Raw genomic sequence first — 22,293 nt, forward strand, 5'->3', positions numbered from 1 at the left:
AAGGTTAAAACGGAGGAGTTAGTTGGATGATCCAGCACCTCCGGCGCTGCCTCATCCCGCGCTGCGCCGCGGGGGCCCGGGCCGGGCCGCCAAGGCGGCCCGCGGCGCTGGGGCGGCCGCGGTGCGGCCGGGCCGGCCCCGGGTTGGTCATCTGGCTGTCAGCTGGGCCGAAGGGGCCCCGGCGAGGAGGGGCCCGCCAGGCCTCTCGCCGGGTGGGTCAGAGGGGCGCTCCGATGGGGCTGAGGTACACCACGGTGTGCCGTTCCGGCACCTCGAAGTACGAGCCATCCGCGAGCTCGATGTAGGTGGTCAGGCCGAGGGTGTGTGCCCTGGTCACGAAGGTGGGGCGCATGCCGGGCCCCTCTCGGACGATCCAGTCCGAACCGGCCATGAGGTAGCAGGCCAGACCCTTGCAGATGTGGTTGCCGTTCTCGTCATAGCGGGCCATGTCAGGGCGTCCTCTCGGTTGCTGGTCCGGCCCCGGGGAGGGGCCGGACCGGTGGCTCAGGTCCAGCAGGTGCGCTCGGTGCAGTGGGCCGCGTGGCACTCGCGGTGGCAGGTGCCGTACTCACTGCACCCGGTGGGATCTCCTGCGCCGGTGAGGGTCAGGTCCCAGGAGTGCTCGGGGCAGACGGGCTCGCTGCACAGGCCGCACTCGTCGAGCGCCTCGCACTCGTGACCTGCGGGGCAGCCGGTCGGGTAGGTGATGGTGGCGGGGGCGGGGAAGGCCAGGGCCATGGTCGGCGCCTCTCTCTGCGGGGGCTGGTCCCGGCCCATTGAGGGCCGGGACCGGAGGTCAGTGGCGGCAGGTGCAGTACGAGTCCTCGGGGTCCTCGCCATCGAGGTAGGGGTTCCACGCTGCGTAGGCGCAGTCGCCGTGGGCGCCGTCCTCGCATGCCGCGCAAATGTCCTGGTCAGAGAGGGTTTTGATCGGTGGCATGGTGCGCCTCTTCCTGGAGCGGGTCGAGCCTTGCGGCCCCTTGCTTGCTGACACTCTTAGTTTAACAGATTCTACGGTCCTACGCACACCCTCGCCGCGCCACGTTATCTATCCGTTACCGAATCTGGAACGATTCAATCGATCCTCCTACTTCTTATGTGTTAAAGTAAGAGTGTCAGCAAGCAAGGAACCCGAGTTGAGAGGGACGCCCATCCCATGAGCACCACGCCCGCACTGAACCGCACGACCGACCCGCTGCTCACCGTCATCGCCGCCGCCGGACGGGTCGGTGTCCCGGTGCTCCTCTGGGGGCACCCGGGCACCGGGAAGTCCTCGCTCCTGAGCGCCGTCGCCGCCGCCGAGGGGCTGCCCATGGAGACCGTCATCGCCTCCGTGCGCGAGCCCTCCGACTTCGCCGGGCTCCCCGTGGTCGCAGATGACGGCACGGTCACCATGGCCCCGCCCTCCTGGGCCCGACGCCTGGCCGACGCCGAGGACGGCGGTTTCCTGTTCCTGGACGAACTGTCCACCGCTCCCCCGGCCGTCCAGGCCGCGACCCTGCGCGTCACCCTCGACCGCGTGGTCGGGGACCTCCCCCTGGGCAAGAAGGTGCGCGTCATCGCCGCCGCCAACCCGCCCGAGTCCGCCGCCGACGGCTGGGACCTGCCCGCCCCGCAGGCCAACCGCTTCCTCCACATCAACCACACCCTCGACACCGAGGCGTGGTGCAGCGGCCTCATCACTGGCTTCCCCACCCCCACCATGGGACGCGTCTACGACCCGACCCGCGAGCGCCTGGCAGCCTCGCGCGGCCAGGTCTCCGCGTTCATCCACCACCACGGCGACTTGCTGCACCGGATGCCGCCGACCACGGACGCCTCTGCGACCGGCCGCGCCTGGCCCTCGCCGCGCACCTGGACGATGCTCGCCGACGTCCTGGCCGTGCTCGACGCCCACGACACCCCCGCCGCCCTCCTGGCCGCGTCCGGCCTGGTCGGCACGGGACCGGCGACCGAGTTCCTCAACTGGCGCGAGAACAACGACCTGCCCGACCCGGCAGACGTGATCGACGACCCCACGACCACGAACTGGAGCGCGCTGCGCCCGGACCAGGCCTACGCCCTGCTGTCTTCGGTCGTCGCCACCGCCACCGCACCGGGCACCAAGGCCGGATGGCTCCGCGCCTGGCCCGTCCTCGCGCACGCCAACGACAACGGCAAGGCCGACATCGCGGTCAACGCCGCACTATCCCTGCTGCGCGCCCGCCCGGCAGGAACCATGCCCCCGACCTCCGTCAAGGCCTTCACCCGCGTGCTCGACGCCGCCGGGCTCCTGAACGGCTGACACCCGCCACCGGGCCGCGAGCGCCACCCCACGGCGCTCGCGACCCGCGTCCCCCCGCAGCCGGGCCCGGTGGTGGCCGGGCGCCCAGCGCGGGTGACGCGTCCCCTGACCCGAGGAGAGGAGACTCCTATGCCCGGCACCACGACGACTGTGGCCCTGATCGGCTGTGGCGCAGCGAAGTTGGCCCGCCCGGCACCGGCCCGCGATCTCTACACGGGCGGCTTGTTCCGCAAGTCGGTTGCCTATGCCGAGGCGCTCCCCTGTGACCGCTGGTACGTCCTGAGCGGGCTGCACGGGCTCGTTCATCCGGACACCGTGCTGGAGCCCTACGACGTCGAGCTAGGCCGCGCACACGACGACCCGGGCACGGCGGCTCCGCCGACCTGGGACTGGATCGCGCTGGTTCGCGCGCAGCTGGCCGCCGAGCTCGCCGACGTCCCCCGGCCGTCGCTGGTCGTCCTGGCGGGCGAGCGGTACCGATCGTTCCTGCACCCCTGCCAGTGGCCGTACAGGGTCCCGATGCAGGGGCTCGGCATCGGCCAACAGCTTGCCTGGCTCAACCGGAACACCCCGCGGGACACGGCCGCCCCTGACCTCACCGAGGGAGCAACCCGATGAGCAACCGGCGCCCGTGGCGCCGCTGCGATGGCTGCGGCGGAGTCACGCACTGGCACGACGAGTGGTGGGTCTGCGACGAGTGCGGCGCCGAGTGGGACAAGGACCACGCCGCGAAGTACGCCGCACCCGACGCCACCCCCAACGACCCGACCCGAACGGAGAACCCTATGCAGATTGCAACCCCCCGCGACGTCGCCTTCGATGCCGCACGGCGAGCGGTCGACGCCGCGTCGTCCGCCGAGCAAGCCGCCGACCGGATCGCGGCCGAGTACGGCAGGACGCCTGTCACCGACCGGCCCAGCCTCATGGCGCTCTCGCAGGCCGCCGACTCCGCCGCGATCCTCGCCCGGCAGTGCGCCACGCAGGCGGCTCACCTCGCTCACCCCTGGACACAGAAGTGGAAGCCCGGCGACGAGCAGCGCGCCACGGAACTTGCCACCAGCACGCACCGCTACGCCCTGGACGCGCTGACCGCCCGCGATGCCGCCATCCGCCTCACGAACCAGGAGCCAGGGGCCCTCGCGCCCGACGTCGTCCTGCCGGGCGGCATCACCGTCGCGTTCTACACCGGCGAGCGAGACGGCCGGACCGTCGTGCAGATCGACGCCGAGACCGGCAGCGAGGTCCGCGTGAACCTCAACAACGGCCCAGCGCTGTTCGACGGGTCCCCGGAGCACGACAACCCGCCGGGCATCCTCAGCCACTCATGACCCGCACGACATCCACCGCGAGCAGCAGCTCGCACCCCGACGCAGAGCACACCGCCCCGAGACCTCAAGGAGATCCCGCCATGTCCGCCAGCAACATGGGCTTCGCAGCCCGATACGCCCACCCCATCGTGGTCACCGACCCTGAGCACCCCGACCTGGTGGAGGTGGGCGGCGACTCAGTCCCGACCCTGCTCATCACCGACAACGAAGACAACATGTGGTTCGACGGCGAACCCGCCGAGCTCGCAAGCGTTGGCGAGCGCATCCACATCGAGACGGCCCGCGCGTTCCCCGAGCACTCCCGAATGCGGTTCATCCACCGCGGCCGCCCCGACCCTGTATGCGTGTGCGGCAACGGCCACCCAGGCCAGCCGGAGCACACCGGCTTCTACCCCGGTGACGACGCCGGCGAATTCGCCGGCCGCCGGGGCACGACCACGACCATCGTGTGCCGCACCTGCGGCCGCGTCGGGACCCTCCCCAACCACACGCCGCTCCCCCGCACCCTGCCCGGGTACGGATTCATCGTCGCCCGGGTCACCGGCGCGACGATCGCGGCGGCCAACGCCCAGGCACTCATCACGGGGACGGCCGTATGAACGCGACCCATGCCAGGGGTGGCCGCGAGCGCCCCAGCGCTCGGCGCTCGCGGTCCTCGTATATGGGATGCACACGCTCATCATTTATGTTATTCTCATAGCGTCAGCAAGCAGAGCGTGAGAGGAACGCACGATGAGCAACAGCACGAACGAAAGCCCCGCCGGATTCTGGGGCCACGTGGTCCACACCTACCTGGTGGCCGACGCCGTGGCCGACGGCACCATGATCCCGGTCGACCAGGCCGTGGCCACCGAGGCCGGGTTCAAGATCCCGGTGATCATGTCAGCGCGCGCATGGGCCGACCTGGTCACCTGGGACCGCGACGAGAACTGGCAGGACGAGGCCGGGCGCCTATGGGACGTGCTGTTCATGACGGCCCTCGCAGCGAGCGTCACCCGCGACGGCGCAGCAGGCACCTCCGTCACGATCGGCCGCGTGCCGAACCGCACCAGCTCGGGCACACCTTCCCGGGCCCAGAAGCCCCAGAGAGTGACGTTCGAGGCCGTCGTCCAGGCGTACGACATGGGCGGCGAACCGTGCCTGACCATCTACCTCCCAGAGGAGCGGTGACCGCGCTCGCGGAGCGCGACGCCACCCACTGACTCGCCGCCGGGCTGGGCTGGGCGCGGACACTAGCCCGCCCAGCCCACCTGGCGACCTGGAATCCAGATCGAGAGGAGCACACCCATGGAGACCGCGACCATCAACCTCGCCCACTTCTACTCCCCCACCGAGCTGGAGTCCTTCGTGAACTTCGCCGGCTACCACCACAACGGGTGGGACCTCGCGGTACTTCACCACACCGTCTGGCGCGGCCAGATGGTCACCGTCCGGGCAGAGTTCATCGACTGCCCCGACATCCGCGTCCCCATCCCGGCCCTTGAGGCAGCGCGCACCCTCATCGCGCGCTCCCTCGTGTGGTCCATCAACGAGGTGGAGCCCAACCGCTCCACCGAGCAGGGCCGCGAGTCCTTCTCGTGGTACCTCTTCCCCTCCCTCATCCCCTAGCCCAGGGCCGTGCCCCGCCGACGCGGGGCACGGCCAAACCGCACGCTCGAGACCGCCGACCCTCCACACCCGCCCGGTGCGCACCTCCTCGACGTCGCCGCGGAGCTCGACGCCGGCAACGCGCGGGCGCTCGCGGCGGTGCGATGGGCGCGGCCGGCAGGGCGACAAGGCCTCCTGGCTGGGAGGCCCGACAAGACTGCCCGGGTACGCGCCCGCGGCACCGCCGAGTCAGTCGCAGGGGCGACGGCCAGGCCTCAGGAGCGCCCAACGCACTCGGCGATCGCGGCCGAGTCGCGTTCGGCGGCTCGGCGCGGTCGCGCAGATTGTGCCCACCAACTTGGCGCTCGGGGATGCCCCGCACCAATATCTATGTTATTCTAAGAGTGTCAGCAAGCAGAGATCGAGAGGACCCGAACTGATGACCCCCACAGACACCCCGCGTTCGAGCGAGCACACCGACGACGACGCCCCCGCACCAGTCCCCTACCCGGGCACGCTGACCAACAGCATCAACGCCACGTCCGAGGACGTCGGGACACTGGACTGGGCCCTGGCCAGCGGTGGCGTCGCCGCTGCGACCGACCCCAGCGGGCGGCTCATGGACTTCTGGTACCAGACCGACGCCCCGCAGGACGTCGCGCGCCTCGCCACCAAGACCCTGCTCGGCCACGCCGACGACCAGGTCGCTGCGCTCGTCGCCGGCGACGACTGCCTGCACCTCGACGGCAGCGGCACCGCGAACTTCGCGGTGAACGAGCTGGCCGGGGCCGTCCGCTGGTGCGAGGCCTATGCACGAGCGCTCCCACACGACGGCGCGAGCTAGTCCCACCTCAAGAAGCGGCCAGGCCGCGCCCGCGAGCGCCAACGTGCGGGCGCGGCCTGGCCGCTGAGGGGCCGTCTGCGCTGATGGCCCCTGCGGCGTGAACGCGGCGATGTCAGTGGTCGCAGGCACGATCAGAACTGAACACGGTCCGACGACGAGCGAAGGACGCCATGACCACCACTCCCAGCCCATCGCCGGGCTACGTCCCGACATTCGACGACCCGTACGACGGTTGGCTGTTCTCGATCGTCCAGAGCCTCTACGTCGTCCAGGCCGGCGCGATCGCCCCGCGCGACCGTGATCCCGACGCGCAGCCCGACGTCGCCGCGGCGCTCGCCGCGGTCACTGCGCGACTGGCCGCGGACGTTGGCAGCGTCGACGCGCTCCTGGCCGGGAACCCGGCGGGGAGCGGGCAAGCAGATCTGGTTCGCCAACTCGTCGCCTCCGCGACTCCGCCCGACGGACTCCTGCCCCTTCGCACCCGGGCCGTGCGGCTCACCGTGGACACCAGCGCGGAGTTCCTCACCTTCGGACTCACGCAACGGTTCACGGACGAGTACGAGGCCGTCTGTCGCGCCATTGGCACCGCGCAGACCGAGATCGAGGCAGACGACGCGCGCACCCTCGCTGGCGAGATGAACGCCATCTGGGAGGCAGACAAGGCCGCCTGGATGGACGACCTGGCCAAGACCGCTCGCGCCATCCTCGCCGCTCGCGGGCTACCGGAGACGGTGCCCGTCGACGTCGTCGACGTCGGACCCGCCGCCGAGCTCGAGCACGACGCCCTCGCGACCGAGGTCTTCGAGCTGGCTTTCGACCGCACCGCGATTCCGCGGGCGGCCGAGCCGGAGGCATGGGCGGACCCGGCGGACGCGACCTACACCGCAAGGGCCCGGCGGGTGCTTGCCGCCCGTGAACAGGCCGCGGCGCAGAACCAGGAGCCCCGATGAGCGTCACCGTCACGCCCGATGAAGAGGCAGAGCGGATCGGTACACGCCGCGCCGCCGGCCAGCTGGCTGAGCACGTAGGCCAACCCGTCACCCCTGGCGACGTTCGCGCCCTTGTCGCGGCCGGCGTCCCCGCGTAGCTACCCGACACCCAGGGGGCGGGGCCTGAGTGAGCCCTGCTCCCCTGTTGGCCGGTTCTGGAGGATGAGATCGGGGATGCATTTCGGCTTCATTTCTGTTATTCTAATAGTGTCAGCAAGCAAGGATCCCGGCTAGGAGAATCCATGACCCACTCACTCAACCTCACCAGCAACCAGGTCCAGGACCTGCGTGGCATCCTCATCTCCGCCGAGCAGGACCGCGCCAGTCTCCGCCGGCGCGCGTCGAGCGACGACGCGATCACGCTGGAGACCGCCATGGTCCATGCACGGCAGGCGGCCACCACGAAGCTCATCCTCGAACAGCTCGACCTGGACGAGGCCGAGCGAGAGGGCGCGGTCTCGAACCTGCGCCGCATGGCCGGGGCCACGCGCCTGGCCGTCACCCTCGGCACCGCGCCGCACGGGCTCGACTGGCTGTCCGTGGCCGTGGAGTGCGATGCCATCGCCGACCAGGTGAACATCGACATCAAGGCATCTGCTGCCACCGAGGGCTGAGCAAGAGGACCGGGGGCGCCGTCGGATGGCGGCGCCCCCCCCCCGGCGCCCACGGACGGCCCACGCGATAGCGTCGTCCCAGGCCGACTACCACAGCGGGTAAGGAGCCCACCATGTCCCAGAACAACGACCAGAGTCCCCAGAACGAAGTCCAGGGACATCGCTCGGGCGGTTGGTTCCGCCCCCCTGATCCTGGCAGGAGCGGCGATCGTCGCATTCGTAGTGGTACTCATGCTCATAGTCCCGTGGATCGAAGAGTCGATCTCGAAGATCTGACCGACCGCGTCGATCCCAGCAGCGACCAGGAGGAGATCGCGGGCCTGGTGCGAACGACGCTGGTCGACGCGGCCCGTCACGTGGCGGACGCGTGAATCCAGCGAGCGAGGTCCGCACGACCTGACCAGACTGGCAGCCATGTGCGGTAGGTACGCCAACGCGCGGCGAGACCAGGAGCTCGCTGACCGGTTCCACATCGCGGAGCTCATCGGCGGGCGCCTCGACCCGTCGTGGAACGTCGCGCCGACGCAGGACGTCAGGGCGGTGCTCGAGCGAGTCGAGGGCGGGCACGCGATGCGTCAGCTGCGCACCTTGCGCTGGGGCCTGGTGCCGTCCTGGGCCAAGGACATCAAGGTCGGGGCCCGCCTGATCAATGCTCGCGCTGAGACGCTCACCGAGAAGCCTGCTTTTCGCAAGGCCGCTTCGCGGCGGCGTCTGATCGTTCCCATGGACGGCTACTACGAGTGGCAGGCGCCCGAAGGGAAGGGCCGCAAGCAGCCCTACTACCTGACCGACCTCGACGGCGAGCCGCTGGCCGCGGCAGGCCTGTATGAGCTGTGGCCGGATCCAGCCAAGGACGACGGCGCTGACGACCGGTGGCTGTGGACGTTCACGGTCATCACGACCACCGCGACCGACACCCTCGGGCACATCCACGACCGCTCCCCGCTTCTGCTGCCCCAGGATCGATGGGACGACTGGCTCGACCCCGAGCTGACCGACGCCGGCGACGTCGACGCTCTCATCGCGTCGATACCCGAGCCCCACCTGACCCCCGTGAAAGTCGGCGTGGCCGTGGGCAACGTCCGCAACAACAGCCCCGCGCTCGTACACCCCATCGAGTGAACGTGGCTCGCCATATCCGAGGTAGCTGGCCAGGTTTGATCGGGACGGCTACCAGCGGGTGGCCGCGGTGGCCCCGGCCACCGCGCTACCCATCACTCGCTGATTGTCCCGTCCGGCGGCGTCCGGCTGCCCAGCTCACCGCCGGCGCCGCCAGGACCGTCACTGTCACCCAGGCCGCGGCCTGGGCCTGGCCGCCCAGCTCCCAAAGGAACCGGAACACCGCGACGCCAACCGCGGCTCGGACCAGCAACCACACAGCACCCCACAAGACCGCTCGACACCAGCTCATGACGCCCTCTTTCGCTACGCTCCCCGCTTTGTCCGGGGAGTCAGCGCGAAGCAGACCAGGTGCCGCAAGTTACCGTCGCGGTCTGAGTTGGGTCATCGAGTGCGGGCCAGCGACGGCGTTCCCGTGCTCTGCGGCGTGAGCTCCGCCGAAGTCTCCCGAGGCCCGGCGGGTGGCGAGCTCGGCGCTGGCTGCTCGTCCACGACGGCTCGGTCCTCTCGCTGGTCGACGTAGTTGGCCAGCCACGGGCCCATGCCAAGGCTCCAGGCCGCGAGCGCCACGTCGTAGTCCTCTGCGTGACCGTCGGCAGGACTATCGTCGCGCGGCCCGCCCTGGGAGGAGAATCCTGTCCATGCCGGACCTCGCTCCTCAGTCAGCAACCGCAGCGCGGCTGTACGCCGCCGCGAGGTACCACGCTCGCGCTGCTCTCGACCTCGCGCAGGCTCCGTGGGACGCACACAAGGCGCTCGACATAGCCACGCGCGCAGGGTCAGTCGTGGAGCTGCTCGCCAAGGCCCTTCTCGTGCACCACGACGAGAGGCTCGTCACCTACAGAGACGCTCACCAGCACCTGCTCGACATCGTCCTGCACAAGGCCGGCAAGCCCGCTCCTTCAGCATTCAGGCCGAACAAGCAGACTGTCGATGCCAGAGTCGCCGTTGAGCTCGTCCAGCGGCTTGGCCCAGACATCGATCGGCACGGCAGAGTTGCCAAGAACGTCCTCAGTGCTCGCAACGATGCGGTGCACATGGCGGTCCCGCGGGACCGCGCGGACCTCGAGGTGATGATCACGCAGATGAGCGACTTCGCCAATGCGATCCTCATGGCGCTCAAGCTCGAGGTGCACGATTTTTGGGGCGGGCACACGAGCGCCGTCCGCCAGCGGGTCGACGAGCACCATGCGGAAGTCCTCCTCGACGCACGGGCCGCCGTCGCTGCTGCCCAGCGCGCGTACGAAGACCTCCGCTCCTCGATCGGTCCAGAGGCATGGCCGGCCGTTCTTCTCGCGCTGCAGCAGCGCGTGCCTCAGTACACCGCCAGCGAGCTGAGCGCCGAAGTCGCCTGTCCTGCATGCACGAACCCCGCCAACATCAGCTGGTCGACGGAAGTCGAGGTCGACGTCGACCACGGGGAGACGATCTATTACCCGTACTACGTCCTCGATGGCCTGCTGTGCCCCGTGTGCTCGCTCCATCTGAACTCCGACCAGGTGGAGTCGCTCGAGCTTGAGGACATGCCCGACCTGGGTGAGATCGCGTCGGCCTACGAGGAACGTGAGTCCGAACGCCTCTACGAGCTCTGGCAATCACAGTAGGCGACAGCCGGCCCGGCACCGGTGTGCTGCCGGTGCGCTACGTGAGTCGCCTGACTTCGGCCAGCGGATACGGGGCGAGCTGGCCCGTGTCGTTGAACAGGATGTACACGAGGCCATCTTCGATCTGCTCGACAACGCCGTGATGGTTCGGCTTCGGCTCGCGCCCTGTCGCTCTGCGCATGATCTCGCGCAGCTGCGCCAGGCCCTCATCCAGGACCTCGACCTGTTCGCCGACTCTCACCTCAGCCATGACGCAATACTGCCTCACAGGCCGAGCCGGGCCTCGTCGACGGCACCAGATCACGTCGACCGGCAGCGCACGGCATGATGGCGGGCATGGACTTCACGCCGCAGATCCTCGCCAACTCCGGTCTGATGCACGCGTGGGCCCAGGGCGCCCACCGCATCCTGCTCGACGCGGACCGCAACGCGCGCGACCGGATAAAGATCGGGCGCCGGATGATCTATCTGATGGCGCTCGACCCCGACAACATCGCCGGCATCCCCGAGATCGGGACAGCGCCGGAAGCCCTGCCCGCCGAACTGCACGAGTGCTGGCAGCTCGCGTTCTCCGACGACGACGCTGACACCGACACCGACCGGCTAAGCGCCGTCCTGTACGTCTACGGCACTCTGCAGATGGCGGCGGCGGCGCTTGAGGGCGAGAAGATCCTGTACCGCGAACTCGGCTCGTCGACGCCAACCACCGGGTTGCTGGCCAGACAGTAGAAGCCGACCGCCCGGCAAGCATGACACCCAGCTCGTGGAGCCCCGCACCCTGGCCGACAGCGTCCAGACCGCGAGCGCCAATCTCTGTGGAGTCGCAGTGTGCGACGTCGTGCGCCTTGGCGAGCTGTGGGTCGGCACGGTCTCGACCATGCCGAGACCGTGCCGACCCGAGGGCTTCGGCTTTGCCTGGGTCTCGCGCTACCGCTCAGTGGTGAGCGCAAGTAGCACCGCCGACGTCGACCAGCGACATGCGGAGGCCGCGCACCTGTACGGCGTCAATCACCGACGGCATGAGATCTACCGCCCGGTGGGGTCGCCCGCGGCGGCACGGATCTGGTTGACCGGAAGGTCCAGGCCTGTCTCGTCGGCGGCCCTAACCATCCGCCCGATCACGTCCCGTGCTTCGCTGTAGTGCTCGTATCCCATCGCGGTCGCGATGTGCTCGGCCAGGTCGTGCGGCCCGCTGCTGTCGAAACCGTAGGACCACAGCTGTTCCATGGTCGCCGCCGTCCGCGGCAACGGGACCAAGGTTTGGCTGGGCAAGAGCACCAGGACCGGGGTGTCGTACTGCGCGGCGTCTGCCACGACCCGGGCGCCAGGCACCATGAGGTCCTCGTTGGGGCGAGCTGGCCACTCGGGCTGCTCGACCCCTCTGATGCGTGCCGGCCACTCGACGGCGAACCGGTCGATCCCGCGGGCCGTGACGACCGCGACGCGGTGTCCCTGAGGGTCGGTGCCGAACCACTGGTCCTTGTCCTCCTCGGTGCCGGTCGGAACGTCCTTGCGCAGCTGCGCGGCCAGCCGGCGCTCGTTGGCGGTCAGTGGCGCGCCGAAGCGCCGGTCGGTGAGCTGGTCGAGGTAGGCGCGCGTCCGCGGGCCGTTGACGTCGTAGGGGCCGCGGGGGATCCACGGCGGGCCTGGGTACCGGTAGAGGTTGTCGTAGCCGGTGAGCGACGTCGCGCGGTGGCTCATCAGCAGGATGCCCTCGGCGAGCGCCGTGTGGAGGACGGGGTCGGGGAAGTCGGCGTACTCGTCGACCTCGTACTGGAGCTCGCCGAGGTGGTCGATCGTCTCCAGGACGGTGGGCAGGTGGTCGTCCTGGATCTCGTATCGCTGGGCGAGGTCGGTCAGGAAGGCGCGGTCGTCCGCGGAGACGTCGGGCTGGACGACGCGGGTGGCGAACCGGTCGGGGTCGGGCCACTGGGCGTCGTCGTCTCCGCGCTGGGTCTCCGGCCTGGTGCGGTCCGGGCGCGGTGTCTGGTCACGTTGCTCGATGCGGGCCTTGGTCAGGTGGCCGGTGAGCGACGCGGCACTGCCCAGGAGATCGTCGCCGTGGCGCCCTCCGAGTTCCTCTGTGTAGTCCGCCAGGGCGCGGCTGCTGGCCACCACGCCGGTGACGTCCCAGTCGTCCAGGACCACGTCGATCTGCGTGGTGGTGTGATCGCGTGCCCGCTCGCGCAGCCAGCGCTCGACGTTCTCCACGGTGTAGGTGCCCTTGGCGAACACGTAGAACCTGTCGCCCAGGACCTGCTCCAGGTCGGTGAAGTCGATCCGCAGCGGGTGGCCCGGGTCGTCGTAGACGTCGCTCGGTCGTGCGTCCTTGCGGCTGGTGTCCTTCTTGATCAGGTTGGTCACGCCGAGCCACTGGCTGCGGTCACTCCAGTGCTCTGGCCGGTACTCGAGGAACACGGATCCGCTGATCGTGACCGCGGGCAGCAGCCGCATGAGCTCGGCGACCACCTCGGGCAGGTGCTGGTTGAGGGCGACGACCTGGTCCTCCAGGTGTCCGAGCACGACCAGGTGCTGCCCTCCGTCGTCCGGGTGCCGCTGCCAGACGCGGACGTGGACCGCTGCGGCCGCTGAGCCGCCCCAGTCGCTGTGATAGGCCATGACCGTGTCGACGATCTTGGCTGCTGGGCGGGTCGCCGGTCCCATGCCCACCAGTGACAGGGAAGTCTCCTGCCCGCGGCGTCGGGCGATCAGCGCCTCGACCGAGCCCTGGTGGATTGCTGTGGCGCGGCTGCCCAAGTTCGTCGCGGTGGGGAGCTGGCTCTCGGCCAGCTTCCGGACGCGCTGCTCGCTCACGCCCAGCATCTCGGCCACCGCTCGGATCGGTAGCCAACCAGGGATCTTCATAGCCACTCCACTCCATAGGGTTGTTTTAAGGAGACCCTAACTGGATTAAGTGAGTTGCGCTAGAGAAACCATGACTAGCCGGTTCTGGTTCTCTAGCGCAACAGGTGGCGCGACACTCGCCCGGGATCGCCCCCTGGGCGCTGAGCCTCGATCTGCGATCGCTGGGCGGGTGGCATCCGTCATCTCGTATGACAGTGCTACACTTCTCGTCATACACACCATCAAGGAGTCATCATGGCAGTTCTGAACATCCGAGTCGACGACCACGTCCGCGATCAGCTCAAGGAGATCGCCGAGGGCAACGGCCTCACTCTCAGCGAGTACGTCCGAAACCTGCTCATGGAAGCGGTCGTCCCGGTCTACGAGGCCGAGGTCGAGCACGGCAGCGAGCCCGCCGCGGAGAGCATGCGGATCGTCGACCGTCAGGTGCTCTCGCTCCTGCACCGGATCCTGGGTCGCGTGCTGCCGGAGGACGCGAACGACGTCGACGGCGACCGCGAGTACCAGCTGATGCGGGCGGAGATCCTCGAGGAGGGCTACACCGGCGAGTACTGGTACGAGACGGCCGGCTTCAGCACCGAGCTGTCGAAGCGGGATTGCGCGCGGGTCTCAGACATCCTGCAGATGTTCCGGATCATCACCTTCAGCATCGGCGACCTCGCGAAGGAGGGTGCGCCGGTCGACGAGAAGCTGGCACAGGACCTCGAGTTCGAGGGCTTCGACCACAACGATCCGCTCGAGGGCCACATGGCGAGCTACGTCAAGTTCCTGATGCGCGACGAGCGCAAGTGGACGGAGCTGCGACCGCAGCTCGAGCGCCACGACGAGGGCAACTCGCACATGCCCATGCTCGACGTGTACCTGCGGATGCTGACCGAGTACCGGCGCATCAAGGACAGCCGCGAACGTGGGTCCGGCCGTCTGGGTTACATGCTGTCGCTGGACGAGCTGAAGCAGCTCGCCGATGCGCAGACGCACCCCTCTCACCGCCGGAAGGCACAGGACTGACCGATGGCCGAAGTCTCCAAATACGAGCCGCGTCATGCTAGCCTTGGGGCATCACGACCGGTTCCGCCTACTTCGGTAGGTCCAGGGCCGGTCTTCATTTTTCCCGGACGGTCCGCATGCACGACGAAGTGAAGGCGTACCGGACGTACGACGAGCAGGTTGAGCCGCTCGTCCAGCGGGGCATGGATGTTGGCGACCATGACGCCGCTGTCGGCGTGCTGCAGCGGATCAACTACTACCGCCTCAGCGGGTACTGGTATCCGTTCCGGCAGCAGACCAGCACCGGCCGCGGCGACGACTTCTACCCTGGCACCCGGCTGGACGACGTCGTCGCGCTCTACGAGTTCGACGCCAGGCTCAGGGCGGCGACCTTCTCCGTGCTCGCGCCGATCGAGCTCGCGTTCAGAGCCTTGCTCGGACACGAGCTGGGGCGCATCGACCCGTGCGCCCACCTCGATCCCGCTCTACTCGGTCCCACCGCACGCGACCGCACCGGCGGGGAGAGTGAGTCGTATCGCCGGTGGCGTGACGGCTACGAGCGGGAGCTCGGGCAGTCGCGCGAGGACTTCGTCGCGCACCACCACGCCAAGTACGGGAGCAAGCTGCCCGTCTGGGCCGCGGTCGAGCTGCTGGACTGGGGTGCGCTCTCGTATCTGTACGGTTTCGCACCGCGCGACGTCCAGGACTCGATCGCCGACGTGTGCGGCCTGCGCAGCCCTCAGCTGGCCAGCTGGCTGAAGACGCTCAACCTGCTGCGGAACAGCTGCGCGCACCACGGCCGCCTCTTCAACCGGGTCCATACGATCAAGCCCAAGCTGCCCAGGGTCGGAACACACCCCGATCTCGATACCGCAGCGACGCAGTGGAGTCGCACCTTCGGCCAGCTGACCATGATCCAGTTCCTGCTCGACCGGCTCGAGCTCGGCCGCATGAGAATGCTTCCCGCGGTGGTCAAGAGCTACCCCCAGGTCACGCTGATCCCGCTCTCCCACTTCGGTGCCGAGCGAGACTGGCAGACCGCGAGCCCGCTCTGGAGCCCGTGAGCACCCGTCCGAGGCAACGCCTGACGGCGGGCAGCTGGTCGTCAGATCGAGCGTTCCCGGACGGTCGTCACGCGCTCAGACGACGCGCGACCGATACTGGCTCGGTGACGACCGATGACGATTGGTTCGTGGCCGAGAGCGCGGCGATGGCCCCGCACGAGATTCGGCAGAGGTACATGGCCGAGCATCGCCCAGGAGACGACGAGCCGGTGGCGATCCAGCGGCGCCGGCTGGAGAAGGTGGCACTGATCCTCGAGACGTTCGCGTTCGACGAGGTCGGCGAATCTGCCGACGCTCGGGCCGCGATCCAGTACCTCCGGCTGGAGTCGATCGAGCAGTACCGCGGGCCCGGCGCGACGGCGCCGTCGGCTGCGGAACTCGGGGAGCGCATCGATGCGCTCGAGTGGCCGGCCAAACCAGCTTGACCGCGCAGAGGGCCGGCTCTACATGCCGACCCTCCGCGCGGCACCGGGCACGCTGGCTCTGCTCAGACGCCGCTGTTGCCCGCCGCAATCTGGAGCGGCTCTGGGCCAGGCCTGACTGCGAGCCGCTCTTGAATCCATAGGGGCAGCGGCGCGATCGCCAGTGGGATGGTCGGGGTGTCTCCGGGCAGGTACTCCCGGCGCTCGCCGCTCTCGGGGTCGACGACGACGGAGTACGGGGCCACGACGTACCCGGCGCCCGCCCGGACATCGATGTCCGGGCCGAGGGCCGTGGTGCCGCCCGACGACGACGGCACCTGGATGCCCTCCGGGGCCAGGAAGTAGAGGTGCCGGCCGCCCGAGGGCGTGTGCACGTAGAACGTGGCGGGGATCGTCTCGCCCAGCTGCTCGGCGAGCGCTGTGAGCGAGGAACGCTTGCCTGCGTTGTCGGGGGTATCCGCGAAGTCGTCGTCCAGCACGATGACGCCCGAGGGGCCGCACGCCACGCCCACGTTCGCGCCGTCGTCCGGCCAGGACGCGGCAACCTGCTCGGGAGTGCTCACCAGCCGATCACCCCAGCCGGCGGCCGGTACCCGACCGCCAGGCGGCAGTGGGAACACGGTCAGTCCACGGTGCACGGCAGCGAGCGCCGCGGAGGCGGTGACGGCGCCTTGCCAGGACTCGTCGAAGGCGGCGCGCTCGGCGGCCTGGGCGGGGGTCGCGGTGGCGGTCTCGCACACACACTCGGCGTAGGGGCTGCAGCCGTCCTCGCAGCCGCCGCAACCACCGCCGCACTCCGGGCAGCCGGTGTGTGCGCAGCCTTCCTCGTCGAGGTCGTGGAAGCTGCCACAGCGACCGCAGTACTCCGCACCGTCGTCGGGGTGGTCGGAGGCGATGGAGTAGTCGGGGTGGGCGCCGTCGGCGATCGCGACGGCCTCGGTGTACGTAACGCCGAGGCGGGCCTGGAGCTCGCGGGCCTGGTTCTTGCGTGCGTAGTTCTTCACCATGGTGCTGGTCCTCTCGCACCGACGTGCCCGTGATCCGCCGGCGTGCTTGGAGCCAGGCAGGTGGGTGTCTTGGGTTCTGATCCGAGGGACCTTCGGGGCCGGGCGGTGGCTGGTCACGGGCCGGCCACCTGCACTCCGGGCCCTGAACCAGGGCCACGACCACACCATAGCGAGGGCCACTGACAGCCGGCGGCCGGGCGTGCGGGATGTCCGCGAGCGCCGGGTCGGCGGGGCGCCGGCCTGGCACCGCTCACCCGGGCCGGCGTTCAGCTGGTCGGCGGGCGGACGTCGTCCGGGCGCAGGTCTGGGCGCGCCCGGATGAAGCGGAGCGGGTGTCTGAACGAGGTAGAGTCCCAGGCTGCGTCCGCACTGACCTCCACGACCAGCGGTTCGACACGGGTGAGGTCGATGTCGGCGCGTGGGCCGCTGAAGCGTCCGAACGTGGTCGAGCGCACACGTACCGGCCATGGATGCTCGCCGGCCGCTGGCACCAGCCACGGCACCAGCGACGCTCGCGCCGTAGGCCCCAGGGGCCCGGTCCTGCCGACGATCCGCAGAACGCCGTCCACGGGCAGCCCGGCGACGACCTGCTGTGGGGCCCGCACCGAGCCGATGACTGCGGCGCACACCACGTCGTGCGCGCGTCTGGCCTTCACCTTCAGCCACCGGCGGGCGCCGCCGGCCGGGTACGGGTCGGCTCCGCTCTTGATCATCAGCCCTTCGATGCCCACCGCGGTGTAGCTCCGGAACCACTCGGCAGCGACGGCAGCGTCGGAGGTGATGAACGAGAGGTTCAGCGGTGGAGCCCAGCTGGCGGCCAGCTGCTCGAGGTGCTCGCGGCGCTCGTCGAAGGGGTGGTCACGTAGGTCGACGTCGTCTTCAGCGAGGAGGTCGAACGCGGCCAGCGACGCTGGGTGCTGGCGCGCCAGGACGTGCGCGCTGCGCGGTCCGCGGGCCATGCGCATCTGCAGGAGCGGGAAAGCCAGTCGGCCCTCGTCCCAGATGACGAGCTCACCGTCCAGGACGGTCCCGGGGGCGAGCTGAGCTTCGGCCGCGGCGGAGATCTCGGGAAACACCGGTGTGAGGTCGGTGCCGCGGCGAGACCACAGGCGCGCGGCCGCGTCGTCGCGCACGATTGTGATTCGAAAGCCATCCCACTTCGGCTCGTACCGCAGCAGCGCGCCGGGAGCCGGGAGCCGTTCGACGGAGCGCGCGAGCGCTACCTCTACCGGGCCGGAGAGCCCGGGCGGCAGTGCCATGTCAATCCGGCGTCGGCTGGTTCGTAGTCATCGGCGCCCCCTTGTCGCTAGATCCACGGTCGCGCGCGGACAGCGGCCGCGCATCCGGGAGCTGAAAGGGTCGCTGGCCAAAGCGGGCTCAGCTCGCTCGAGCATGAGGTTCAGGAGGTGGACGGCGGCTGCGGCGCAGCCCCGTCCCGTCCAGGCTCACGCTGGCCCTCTGCCCACCCGACCACGCGCACCATGCTTACTGCTCACTGGTGAGCGCAAAGGGTGCCAGCCGCGAGCGCCGCATGAAGTGCGGTGCTCCGTAGGGACTCAGCTCCGGCGGAGGAGGCGGTCCATCCAGGAGCGAGTCGGCTTGTCGTCCCACCACAGCGGCTTGCTGGTGGACAGGTACCAGCCGTGGCTGCTGCCGTCGCGGGTCACGACAATGTACGCCTCGTCTCCGAACACGGGAGTCGGGAACCGTGCGGTGCCCTCCCCGAGCGGCACCCACCACCCTCGTGCAGTCTCACGAGCTCGGCTGTCATCGAGCGCCACGTTCGAGGCGACGATGCGTTCGGCGAACCACTCGGGCCGTTCGCGCAGTTCTTCCTTCACCAGGTCGAGAGCTTCCACCGTCGTCGTCGGTGTCGTGCCGGTCATCGAAGTCTCCGTTTCCTGGGTGCCGGGTCTGTCAGGAGTAGTGGCCCAAGTCCTGGGCTTCTGGTGCGTTGTCGAGCGTAGCTGGCCGCTCCTGGGTACAGAGCGGCCAGCTGCGGTGGCATCAGGAAGAGAGGAACGCGCCGCAACGAGGGCAGGTGTCCTCCTCTGAGTTCTTGGTGACCCGGGCCGCATGGCCCCGGAGCGCGCAGAAGTCCGCGGGCGCGGTGCGCTGGCACGGGGTTGAGGCGGGAACCTCTCCGTCCGTTCCGGTCGCCCAGTCGACCCAGACGTTTCCCCTGCTGCCGACCTGACTCCGGATGGCGAAGGCGCGCTCGGCGAACTCGCCGTCGGTGATGATGCCCGTCTCCCCCGGGCGTAGGGCGCCAGCCGTTGTGGTCATGGCCGGCTTGGTCGCCGGGGCGCGCACCAGCTCGACATCCAGCAGGACGAGCATGTCCAGCACCGCGGACACCTGCCCGTCGAAGACGTCGTCGCGATACGTGAGCCCCGCGTGGGTCGTGGTCGTGATGGTGCAGGACAGGTCGCCCGCCTCGTACAGCTTGACGCTGACCTCCCTCGACCTGACGTCCACGTCGGCGCACTCGATCTCACGCATGTCGAAGAGCGCGACGGCGTGCTCTCCGCTCCGGCGGACGGTCCGGTAGCTCAAGTGAAAGCTGTCCGGCGCGACGGACTGCAGCGAGCGCGCCAGGACGGGCGCCTGCTCCTCGAGGCTGATGTTGTGCTCGGTCGTGGTGAACATGCTGCTCCCTCTCCATTGCCCTGGGTGCGGTGCTCACCGCTGGTCCCAGGGGATGCCGTTGGCTTCAATATATGTTATTCTAAGAGTGCCAGCAAGTGCTAGCCCGATAGGAGCCCACCATGGTCACCACCCGCCCCCTCGACCACGACGAGACCGAGGCGCTCGCAGCCGCGCGCCTCGTCGCCCTCCAGCACGCCCCGTACCTGGCCACCGCGCTGTTCGCGATGCGCCCGGTCGCCGCCGAAGGCCTCGGCACCTTCGCCGTGGACGGGGCATGGCGGCTCTACCTCGACCCCGCCACCCTGCGCGAGTGGGGCGCGGAGCACGCCGGTGGCGTGCTCCTGCACGAGGCAGGGCACCTGGTGCGCGACCACTCAGGCCGCAGCCGCGCGCTCGGCAGCCGCGTCGACCACGACCGCTGGGGCCTGGCCACGGACGCGGCGATCAACGACGACCTCATCGAGGCAGGCATCCCGCTCCCCGGCTCCCCGGTCACCCCTGCCGCTCTCGGCCTGCCCGACGGCGGCATCGAGGAGGCCTACTACCACGCGCTCACTCCGCCCGAGGGGGAGGAACAGGATCAGGCGAGCCCGGAGGCGGAGGACGGATACGGGTGCGGCTCCGGAGCCGGGGACAAGCCCGCCCCGTGGGAACTGGGACTGGACGACGACGCGGCCCCTGGCCTGGACTCCGGCCAGGTCGAGATCGTGCTGCACCGCGTAGCACACGACGTCGTCAACCACATCGAGGCCAAGGGGCGTGGCTCCGTCCCTGCCGGGTTCGAGCGCTGGGCGATCCGCGCGCTGACGGCTCCGGCACTGCCGTGGACCAAGGTGCTCGCGGGCATGGTCCGCCACATCGCAGCCCTGACCACAGGCAGGGTCACCTACTCCTACTCCCGACCGGGTCGCCGACGCGTCCCCGGAATCGTCATGCCCGCGATGCGAGCGCCGCGCCCGCGCGTCAGCGTCGTCGTCGACACCTCCGGCAGCATGTCCGAGGGCGACCTCGCCGCCGCACTCGCCGAGGTCCAGGGAGTCCTCAAGGCGGTCGGCGGGACAGTCCGGGTCCTGACCTGTGACGCGGCCACCGGCGACGTCCAGACGATCCGCAACGCGGACAGCATCCGCCTGACCGGCGGCGGCGGTACGGACATGCGGGTCGGCATTGCCGCCGCCGAGGCCGACCGCGAGCGGCCTGACGCGGTCGTGGTCATGACCGATGGCTACACCCCGTGGCCGCAGCAGCCGACCCGGGCCCGGCTCGTGGTCGTGGTGATCGGGAACACGACCGCTCAGGCCGACGTACCCGCGTGGGCGCGCGTGCTGTCGGTACCCGCATCCGACTGACCCCAGGGGCGCCCTCCCGGCAACCGGTCCGAGGGGGCGCCCCGAACGGGTCGCCACAGGGCGCTCGTCGCCACGCCACGGCGAAGGCCTCTGTGGGTGGCCGGCGTCCAGCTCGAGCCGCACGGCCGCAGGCAGCTCGCCGAACTCCGGTGTTGAGCACGCTGACATGTTTCTGTTATACTGGGAGTGTCAGCAAGCATTCACGAAAGGGAGCACCATGAACCTCGACCACCTGCCGTCCGACCTGGCCGACTACGCGTCGCAGGTCGCCGCGAGCGCCGGGATGGCGCTGCGCGAGGTCGTCGACGTCGTCGGCGAGGCCGGTCCTGAGACGCCGCCGCTGCGGGCGCTGCACGCCGGTTGGGCCTGCCCGAGCCGGGACGGAGAGCGGCGATGAGCGCGACGTGGTTCGACCTTGGCGCGCGGCTGCGCGCGGCGCACGACGGCGCGCCCACTCAGGTGGCTGCGTACAGCACGAGCCTTCCCGTCAACGCACCGGTGGCGGTGCTGACCTGGCGCGAGGGCGGGCAGATTCACATCGAGGCGACCGACGGCCGCGAGGTGGTTGCGGCGGCTGGGCCCGACGCCCTCGCCGCGCTGACCGGGCTCGGTGTGCGGCTCGGGGCGGTGCACCGGACCCTGGTGGTCGCCGACCGTGCCACGGTGAGCGACCTCGCGACGCTGGCCCGGACCGCTGGGCACGAGGAGTCCGCTTCGGTGATCGGCTGGTGGGACCAGCGCGCCGACCACCCCGGTTCGGGCGCGGTGCACATGGTGGTCCCCGCGGCGCGGGCACGGTGGGTGCTGGGCGTGGCTCCTGAGCGGGAGCAGCAGCTCGGGACCTGGATGGAGTGGCTGGGGGTGCAGAGCGAGGGTGCTACCGGCCTTCTGGAACTGGCGACGATCACGTCGGGCGGGCCGGTCCTGCCCGGCCTGCTCGTGATGGCCGAGGCTGACTCGCGCTCGTGGAAGTACCACGTGGAGCGGATCACGACCAAGGGCTGGGACTGGCGCACCTCCGACACCCGCAAGGAGGCCGCGCTGGGTCTGGCGACGCGCAACGACGCCACCGAACTGTTCGAGTCGCTGCGGCTTGGTGACCCGATGGTCGCCGCCCGCGAGGCGTGGCGCGGCCAGGTAGTGACCGGGCACGTGGTCTCGCACGACGACGCGCACCTGGTCGTCGAGGCCACTGCTCCCCTGTCCCGGCTCCGGGCAGGTGCTGAGGTCGCCGGGTGGTCCGGGGACCCTTCCCAGACCGAGGCCGCGATCCAGCGGCTCGACAAGGCGCGCATCGTGTCGACGAGCATGAGCCCGACGGCCGTGCTGACCCTGGTCCTGACCGACTGCATCACCAGGCCCGGACAGTTTGCCCCGGGTCAGGAGGTCACGCTGCGTCCAGCCCCGGTCTCCGACACCGTTCAGCAGCGCCGCCGCATGGGCATGTCCTCGCGCTACAGCCGGTCGGGCAATTGGCTCGCCGGGCGGGGGAAGCCGACCGTTCGTCGCGCCGACGTTCCGTTCGACGTCCTGCTCGCGGCGGCGGACGACTAGGGATGCGCGATCCGAGAGAATCTGTTA

General features: G+C 69.8%; 27 protein-coding genes. 19 read left to right on the forward strand and 8 right to left on the reverse strand.

The genetic code is table 11. The features are described 5' to 3' along the window. Positions 1-217 precede the first annotated feature (217 nt). The gene (locus ACNYC2_RS29315; RefSeq protein ID WP_419707994.1) at positions 218-448 is read right to left on the reverse strand and encodes a hypothetical protein; all 231 of its coding nucleotides are present in this window, start codon (positions 446-448) and stop codon (positions 218-220) included. Positions 449-504: 56 nt separating this feature from the next. Continuing rightward, entirely contained in the window at positions 505-738 is a 234-nt protein-coding gene (locus ACNYC2_RS29320) for a hypothetical protein (protein WP_419707995.1), read from the reverse strand. A 418-nt stretch (positions 739-1,156) separates the two neighbouring features. Between ACNYC2_RS29320 and ACNYC2_RS29325 the strand changes: the two genes are divergently transcribed. From ACNYC2_RS29325 to ACNYC2_RS29380, 12 genes are all read left to right on the forward strand, one after another. Further along, positions 1,157-2,284 (forward strand): AAA family ATPase, encoded by a 1,128-nt coding sequence (locus tag ACNYC2_RS29325; protein WP_419707996.1) that lies wholly within the window; start codon positions 1,157-1,159, stop codon positions 2,282-2,284. Between the two features lie 129 nt (positions 2,285-2,413). Beyond that, on the forward strand, positions 2,414-2,902 hold the full coding sequence (locus ACNYC2_RS29330; protein ID WP_419707997.1) for a DUF6884 domain-containing protein: 489 nt from the start codon (positions 2,414-2,416) through the stop codon (positions 2,900-2,902). After that, a complete protein-coding gene (locus ACNYC2_RS29335) occupies positions 2,899-3,612 on the forward strand; it encodes a hypothetical protein (protein ID WP_419707998.1) in 714 nt (237 codons plus the stop codon). The genes ACNYC2_RS29330 and ACNYC2_RS29335 overlap by 4 nt, the downstream gene beginning before the upstream one ends. An 80-nt stretch (positions 3,613-3,692) precedes the next feature. Next, complete coding sequence (locus ACNYC2_RS29340) at positions 3,693-4,211, forward strand: hypothetical protein (RefSeq protein ID WP_419707999.1); 519 nt, start codon at positions 3,693-3,695, stop codon at positions 4,209-4,211. A 133-nt stretch (positions 4,212-4,344) separates the two neighbouring features. Further along, positions 4,345-4,782 (forward strand): DUF6573 family protein, encoded by a 438-nt coding sequence (locus ACNYC2_RS29345; RefSeq protein WP_419708000.1) that lies wholly within the window; start codon positions 4,345-4,347, stop codon positions 4,780-4,782. Between the two features lie 117 nt (positions 4,783-4,899). After that, on the forward strand, positions 4,900-5,220 hold the full coding sequence (locus ACNYC2_RS29350; RefSeq protein ID WP_419708001.1) for a hypothetical protein: 321 nt from the start codon (positions 4,900-4,902) through the stop codon (positions 5,218-5,220). Between the two features lie 418 nt (positions 5,221-5,638). Next, positions 5,639-6,043, forward strand: coding sequence for a hypothetical protein (locus ACNYC2_RS29355; RefSeq protein WP_419708002.1), 405 nt, complete (start codon positions 5,639-5,641; stop codon positions 6,041-6,043). A gap of 170 nt (positions 6,044-6,213) precedes the next feature. After that, on the forward strand, positions 6,214-6,993 hold the full coding sequence (locus tag ACNYC2_RS29360; RefSeq protein ID WP_419708003.1) for a hypothetical protein: 780 nt from the start codon (positions 6,214-6,216) through the stop codon (positions 6,991-6,993). 281 nt (positions 6,994-7,274) lie between these two features. Beyond that, complete coding sequence (locus ACNYC2_RS29365) at positions 7,275-7,646, forward strand: hypothetical protein (protein WP_419708004.1); 372 nt, start codon at positions 7,275-7,277, stop codon at positions 7,644-7,646. A 113-nt stretch (positions 7,647-7,759) separates the two neighbouring features. Then, on the forward strand, positions 7,760-8,017 hold the full coding sequence (locus tag ACNYC2_RS29370; protein ID WP_419708005.1) for a hypothetical protein: 258 nt from the start codon (positions 7,760-7,762) through the stop codon (positions 8,015-8,017). 43 nt (positions 8,018-8,060) lie between these two features. After that, positions 8,061-8,768, forward strand: a complete 708-nt coding sequence (locus ACNYC2_RS29375; protein ID WP_419708006.1) for an SOS response-associated peptidase — start codon at positions 8,061-8,063, stop codon at positions 8,766-8,768. 638 nt (positions 8,769-9,406) lie between these two features. Further along, positions 9,407-10,369, forward strand: a complete 963-nt coding sequence (locus tag ACNYC2_RS29380) for a hypothetical protein (protein ID WP_419708007.1) — start codon at positions 9,407-9,409, stop codon at positions 10,367-10,369. A gap of 37 nt (positions 10,370-10,406) precedes the next feature. Here the strand turns inward: ACNYC2_RS29380 and ACNYC2_RS29385 are convergent, their stop codons facing one another. Further along, the gene (locus tag ACNYC2_RS29385) at positions 10,407-10,619 is read right to left on the reverse strand and encodes a hypothetical protein (RefSeq protein WP_419708008.1); all 213 of its coding nucleotides are present in this window, start codon (positions 10,617-10,619) and stop codon (positions 10,407-10,409) included. Positions 10,620-10,705: 86 nt separating this feature from the next. On the opposite strand from ACNYC2_RS29385, the gene ACNYC2_RS29390 reads away from it, so the two are divergent. Continuing rightward, positions 10,706-11,098 carry a hypothetical protein gene (locus tag ACNYC2_RS29390; protein WP_419708009.1) on the forward strand — a complete coding sequence of 131 codons (393 nt, stop codon included), beginning with the start codon at positions 10,706-10,708 and terminating at the stop codon, positions 11,096-11,098. Between the two features lie 297 nt (positions 11,099-11,395). Here ACNYC2_RS29390 and ACNYC2_RS29395 read toward each other — a convergent pair whose 3' ends face one another. Continuing rightward, on the reverse strand, positions 11,396-13,234 hold the full coding sequence (locus ACNYC2_RS29395) for a helix-turn-helix transcriptional regulator (RefSeq protein WP_419708010.1): 1,839 nt from the start codon (positions 13,232-13,234) through the stop codon (positions 11,396-11,398). A 234-nt stretch (positions 13,235-13,468) separates the two neighbouring features. Here ACNYC2_RS29395 and ACNYC2_RS29400 point away from each other — a divergent pair, with 234 nt between their 5' ends. The 3 genes from ACNYC2_RS29400 to ACNYC2_RS29410 all read left to right on the forward strand — a co-directional run bounded on the left by ACNYC2_RS29400 (position 13,469) and on the right by ACNYC2_RS29410 (position 15,710). Continuing rightward, positions 13,469-14,242: a YfbU family protein gene (locus ACNYC2_RS29400; RefSeq protein ID WP_419708011.1), complete on the forward strand. Its 774-nt coding sequence runs from the start codon at positions 13,469-13,471 to the stop codon at positions 14,240-14,242. Positions 14,243-14,358: 116 nt separating this feature from the next. Then, the gene (locus ACNYC2_RS29405; RefSeq protein ID WP_419708012.1) at positions 14,359-15,285 is read left to right on the forward strand and encodes an Abi family protein; all 927 of its coding nucleotides are present in this window, start codon (positions 14,359-14,361) and stop codon (positions 15,283-15,285) included. A gap of 104 nt (positions 15,286-15,389) precedes the next feature. Beyond that, a complete protein-coding gene (locus ACNYC2_RS29410; protein WP_419708013.1) occupies positions 15,390-15,710 on the forward strand; it encodes a hypothetical protein in 321 nt (106 codons plus the stop codon). 62 nt (positions 15,711-15,772) lie between these two features. Here ACNYC2_RS29410 and ACNYC2_RS29415 read toward each other — a convergent pair whose 3' ends face one another. The 4 genes from ACNYC2_RS29415 to ACNYC2_RS29430 form a co-directional block, all read right to left on the reverse strand. Next, positions 15,773-16,714: a bifunctional DNA primase/polymerase gene (locus tag ACNYC2_RS29415; RefSeq protein ID WP_419708014.1), complete on the reverse strand. Its 942-nt coding sequence runs from the start codon at positions 16,712-16,714 to the stop codon at positions 15,773-15,775. 266 nt (positions 16,715-16,980) lie between these two features. Continuing rightward, entirely contained in the window at positions 16,981-17,973 is a 993-nt protein-coding gene (locus ACNYC2_RS29420) for an ATP-dependent DNA ligase (RefSeq protein ID WP_419708015.1), read from the reverse strand. Between the two features lie 297 nt (positions 17,974-18,270). Then, positions 18,271-18,600 carry a hypothetical protein gene (locus tag ACNYC2_RS29425; protein ID WP_419708016.1) on the reverse strand — a complete coding sequence of 110 codons (330 nt, stop codon included), beginning with the start codon at positions 18,598-18,600 and terminating at the stop codon, positions 18,271-18,273. 121 nt (positions 18,601-18,721) lie between these two features. Further along, positions 18,722-19,363 carry a hypothetical protein gene (locus ACNYC2_RS29430; protein ID WP_419708017.1) on the reverse strand — a complete coding sequence of 214 codons (642 nt, stop codon included), beginning with the start codon at positions 19,361-19,363 and terminating at the stop codon, positions 18,722-18,724. A 119-nt stretch (positions 19,364-19,482) separates the two neighbouring features. Here ACNYC2_RS29430 and ACNYC2_RS29435 point away from each other — a divergent pair, with 119 nt between their 5' ends. The 3 genes from ACNYC2_RS29435 to ACNYC2_RS29445 all read left to right on the forward strand — a co-directional run bounded on the left by ACNYC2_RS29435 (position 19,483) and on the right by ACNYC2_RS29445 (position 22,266). Further along, positions 19,483-20,712: a DUF2201 family putative metallopeptidase gene (locus tag ACNYC2_RS29435; RefSeq protein WP_419708018.1), complete on the forward strand. Its 1,230-nt coding sequence runs from the start codon at positions 19,483-19,485 to the stop codon at positions 20,710-20,712. Positions 20,713-20,929: 217 nt separating this feature from the next. Continuing rightward, positions 20,930-21,109 carry a hypothetical protein gene (locus ACNYC2_RS29440; RefSeq protein ID WP_419708019.1) on the forward strand — a complete coding sequence of 60 codons (180 nt, stop codon included), beginning with the start codon at positions 20,930-20,932 and terminating at the stop codon, positions 21,107-21,109. Beyond that, on the forward strand, positions 21,106-22,266 hold the full coding sequence (locus tag ACNYC2_RS29445) for a hypothetical protein (RefSeq protein ID WP_419708020.1): 1,161 nt from the start codon (positions 21,106-21,108) through the stop codon (positions 22,264-22,266). Before ACNYC2_RS29440 ends, ACNYC2_RS29445 begins: the two co-directional genes overlap by 4 nt. The last annotated feature ends 27 nt before the right edge of the window (positions 22,267-22,293 follow it).

Source organism: Promicromonospora sp. NFX87 (assembly GCF_048564965.1).
In the GTDB taxonomy this organism is placed as follows: domain Bacteria; phylum Actinomycetota; class Actinomycetes; order Actinomycetales; family Cellulomonadaceae; genus Promicromonospora.

Excerpts from the sequence above, each read along its gene's own strand:
- ACNYC2_RS29315 (WP_419707994.1), bottom strand. The coding sequence starts at position 448 with ATGGCCCGCTATGACGAGAACGGCAACCACATCTGCAAGGGTCTGGCC.
- ACNYC2_RS29320 (WP_419707995.1), bottom strand. The coding sequence starts at position 738 with ATGGCCCTGGCCTTCCCCGCCCCCGCCACCATCACCTACCCGACCGGC.
- ACNYC2_RS29415 (WP_419708014.1), bottom strand. The coding sequence starts at position 16,714 with ATGGTGAAGAACTACGCACGCAAGAACCAGGCCCGCGAGCTCCAGGCC.
- ACNYC2_RS29380 (WP_419708007.1), top strand. The coding sequence starts at position 9,407 with ATGCCGGACCTCGCTCCTCAGTCAGCAACCGCAGCGCGGCTGTACGCC.
- ACNYC2_RS29360 (WP_419708003.1), top strand. The coding sequence starts at position 6,214 with ATGACCACCACTCCCAGCCCATCGCCGGGCTACGTCCCGACATTCGAC.
- ACNYC2_RS29365 (WP_419708004.1), top strand. The coding sequence starts at position 7,275 with ATGACCCACTCACTCAACCTCACCAGCAACCAGGTCCAGGACCTGCGT.
- ACNYC2_RS29420 (WP_419708015.1), bottom strand. The coding sequence starts at position 17,973 with ATGGCACTGCCGCCCGGGCTCTCCGGCCCGGTAGAGGTAGCGCTCGCG.
- ACNYC2_RS29405 (WP_419708012.1), top strand. The coding sequence starts at position 14,359 with ATGCACGACGAAGTGAAGGCGTACCGGACGTACGACGAGCAGGTTGAG.
- ACNYC2_RS29440 (WP_419708019.1), top strand. The coding sequence starts at position 20,930 with ATGAACCTCGACCACCTGCCGTCCGACCTGGCCGACTACGCGTCGCAG.
- ACNYC2_RS29395 (WP_419708010.1), bottom strand. The coding sequence starts at position 13,234 with ATGAAGATCCCTGGTTGGCTACCGATCCGAGCGGTGGCCGAGATGCTG.
- ACNYC2_RS29435 (WP_419708018.1), top strand. The coding sequence starts at position 19,483 with ATGGTCACCACCCGCCCCCTCGACCACGACGAGACCGAGGCGCTCGCA.
- ACNYC2_RS29385 (WP_419708008.1), bottom strand. The coding sequence starts at position 10,619 with ATGGCTGAGGTGAGAGTCGGCGAACAGGTCGAGGTCCTGGATGAGGGC.
- ACNYC2_RS29340 (WP_419707999.1), top strand. The coding sequence starts at position 3,693 with ATGTCCGCCAGCAACATGGGCTTCGCAGCCCGATACGCCCACCCCATC.
- ACNYC2_RS29330 (WP_419707997.1), top strand. The coding sequence starts at position 2,414 with ATGCCCGGCACCACGACGACTGTGGCCCTGATCGGCTGTGGCGCAGCG.
- ACNYC2_RS29355 (WP_419708002.1), top strand. The coding sequence starts at position 5,639 with ATGACCCCCACAGACACCCCGCGTTCGAGCGAGCACACCGACGACGAC.
- ACNYC2_RS29430 (WP_419708017.1), bottom strand. The coding sequence starts at position 19,363 with ATGTTCACCACGACCGAGCACAACATCAGCCTCGAGGAGCAGGCGCCC.
- ACNYC2_RS29425 (WP_419708016.1), bottom strand. The coding sequence starts at position 18,600 with ATGACCGGCACGACACCGACGACGACGGTGGAAGCTCTCGACCTGGTG.
- ACNYC2_RS29445 (WP_419708020.1), top strand. The coding sequence starts at position 21,106 with ATGAGCGCGACGTGGTTCGACCTTGGCGCGCGGCTGCGCGCGGCGCAC.
- ACNYC2_RS29370 (WP_419708005.1), top strand. The coding sequence starts at position 7,760 with ATGTCCCAGAACAACGACCAGAGTCCCCAGAACGAAGTCCAGGGACAT.
- ACNYC2_RS29400 (WP_419708011.1), top strand. The coding sequence starts at position 13,469 with ATGGCAGTTCTGAACATCCGAGTCGACGACCACGTCCGCGATCAGCTC.
- ACNYC2_RS29325 (WP_419707996.1), top strand. The coding sequence starts at position 1,157 with ATGAGCACCACGCCCGCACTGAACCGCACGACCGACCCGCTGCTCACC.
- ACNYC2_RS29350 (WP_419708001.1), top strand. The coding sequence starts at position 4,900 with ATGGAGACCGCGACCATCAACCTCGCCCACTTCTACTCCCCCACCGAG.
- ACNYC2_RS29390 (WP_419708009.1), top strand. The coding sequence starts at position 10,706 with ATGGACTTCACGCCGCAGATCCTCGCCAACTCCGGTCTGATGCACGCG.
- ACNYC2_RS29375 (WP_419708006.1), top strand. The coding sequence starts at position 8,061 with ATGTGCGGTAGGTACGCCAACGCGCGGCGAGACCAGGAGCTCGCTGAC.
- ACNYC2_RS29335 (WP_419707998.1), top strand. The coding sequence starts at position 2,899 with ATGAGCAACCGGCGCCCGTGGCGCCGCTGCGATGGCTGCGGCGGAGTC.
- ACNYC2_RS29345 (WP_419708000.1), top strand. The coding sequence starts at position 4,345 with ATGAGCAACAGCACGAACGAAAGCCCCGCCGGATTCTGGGGCCACGTG.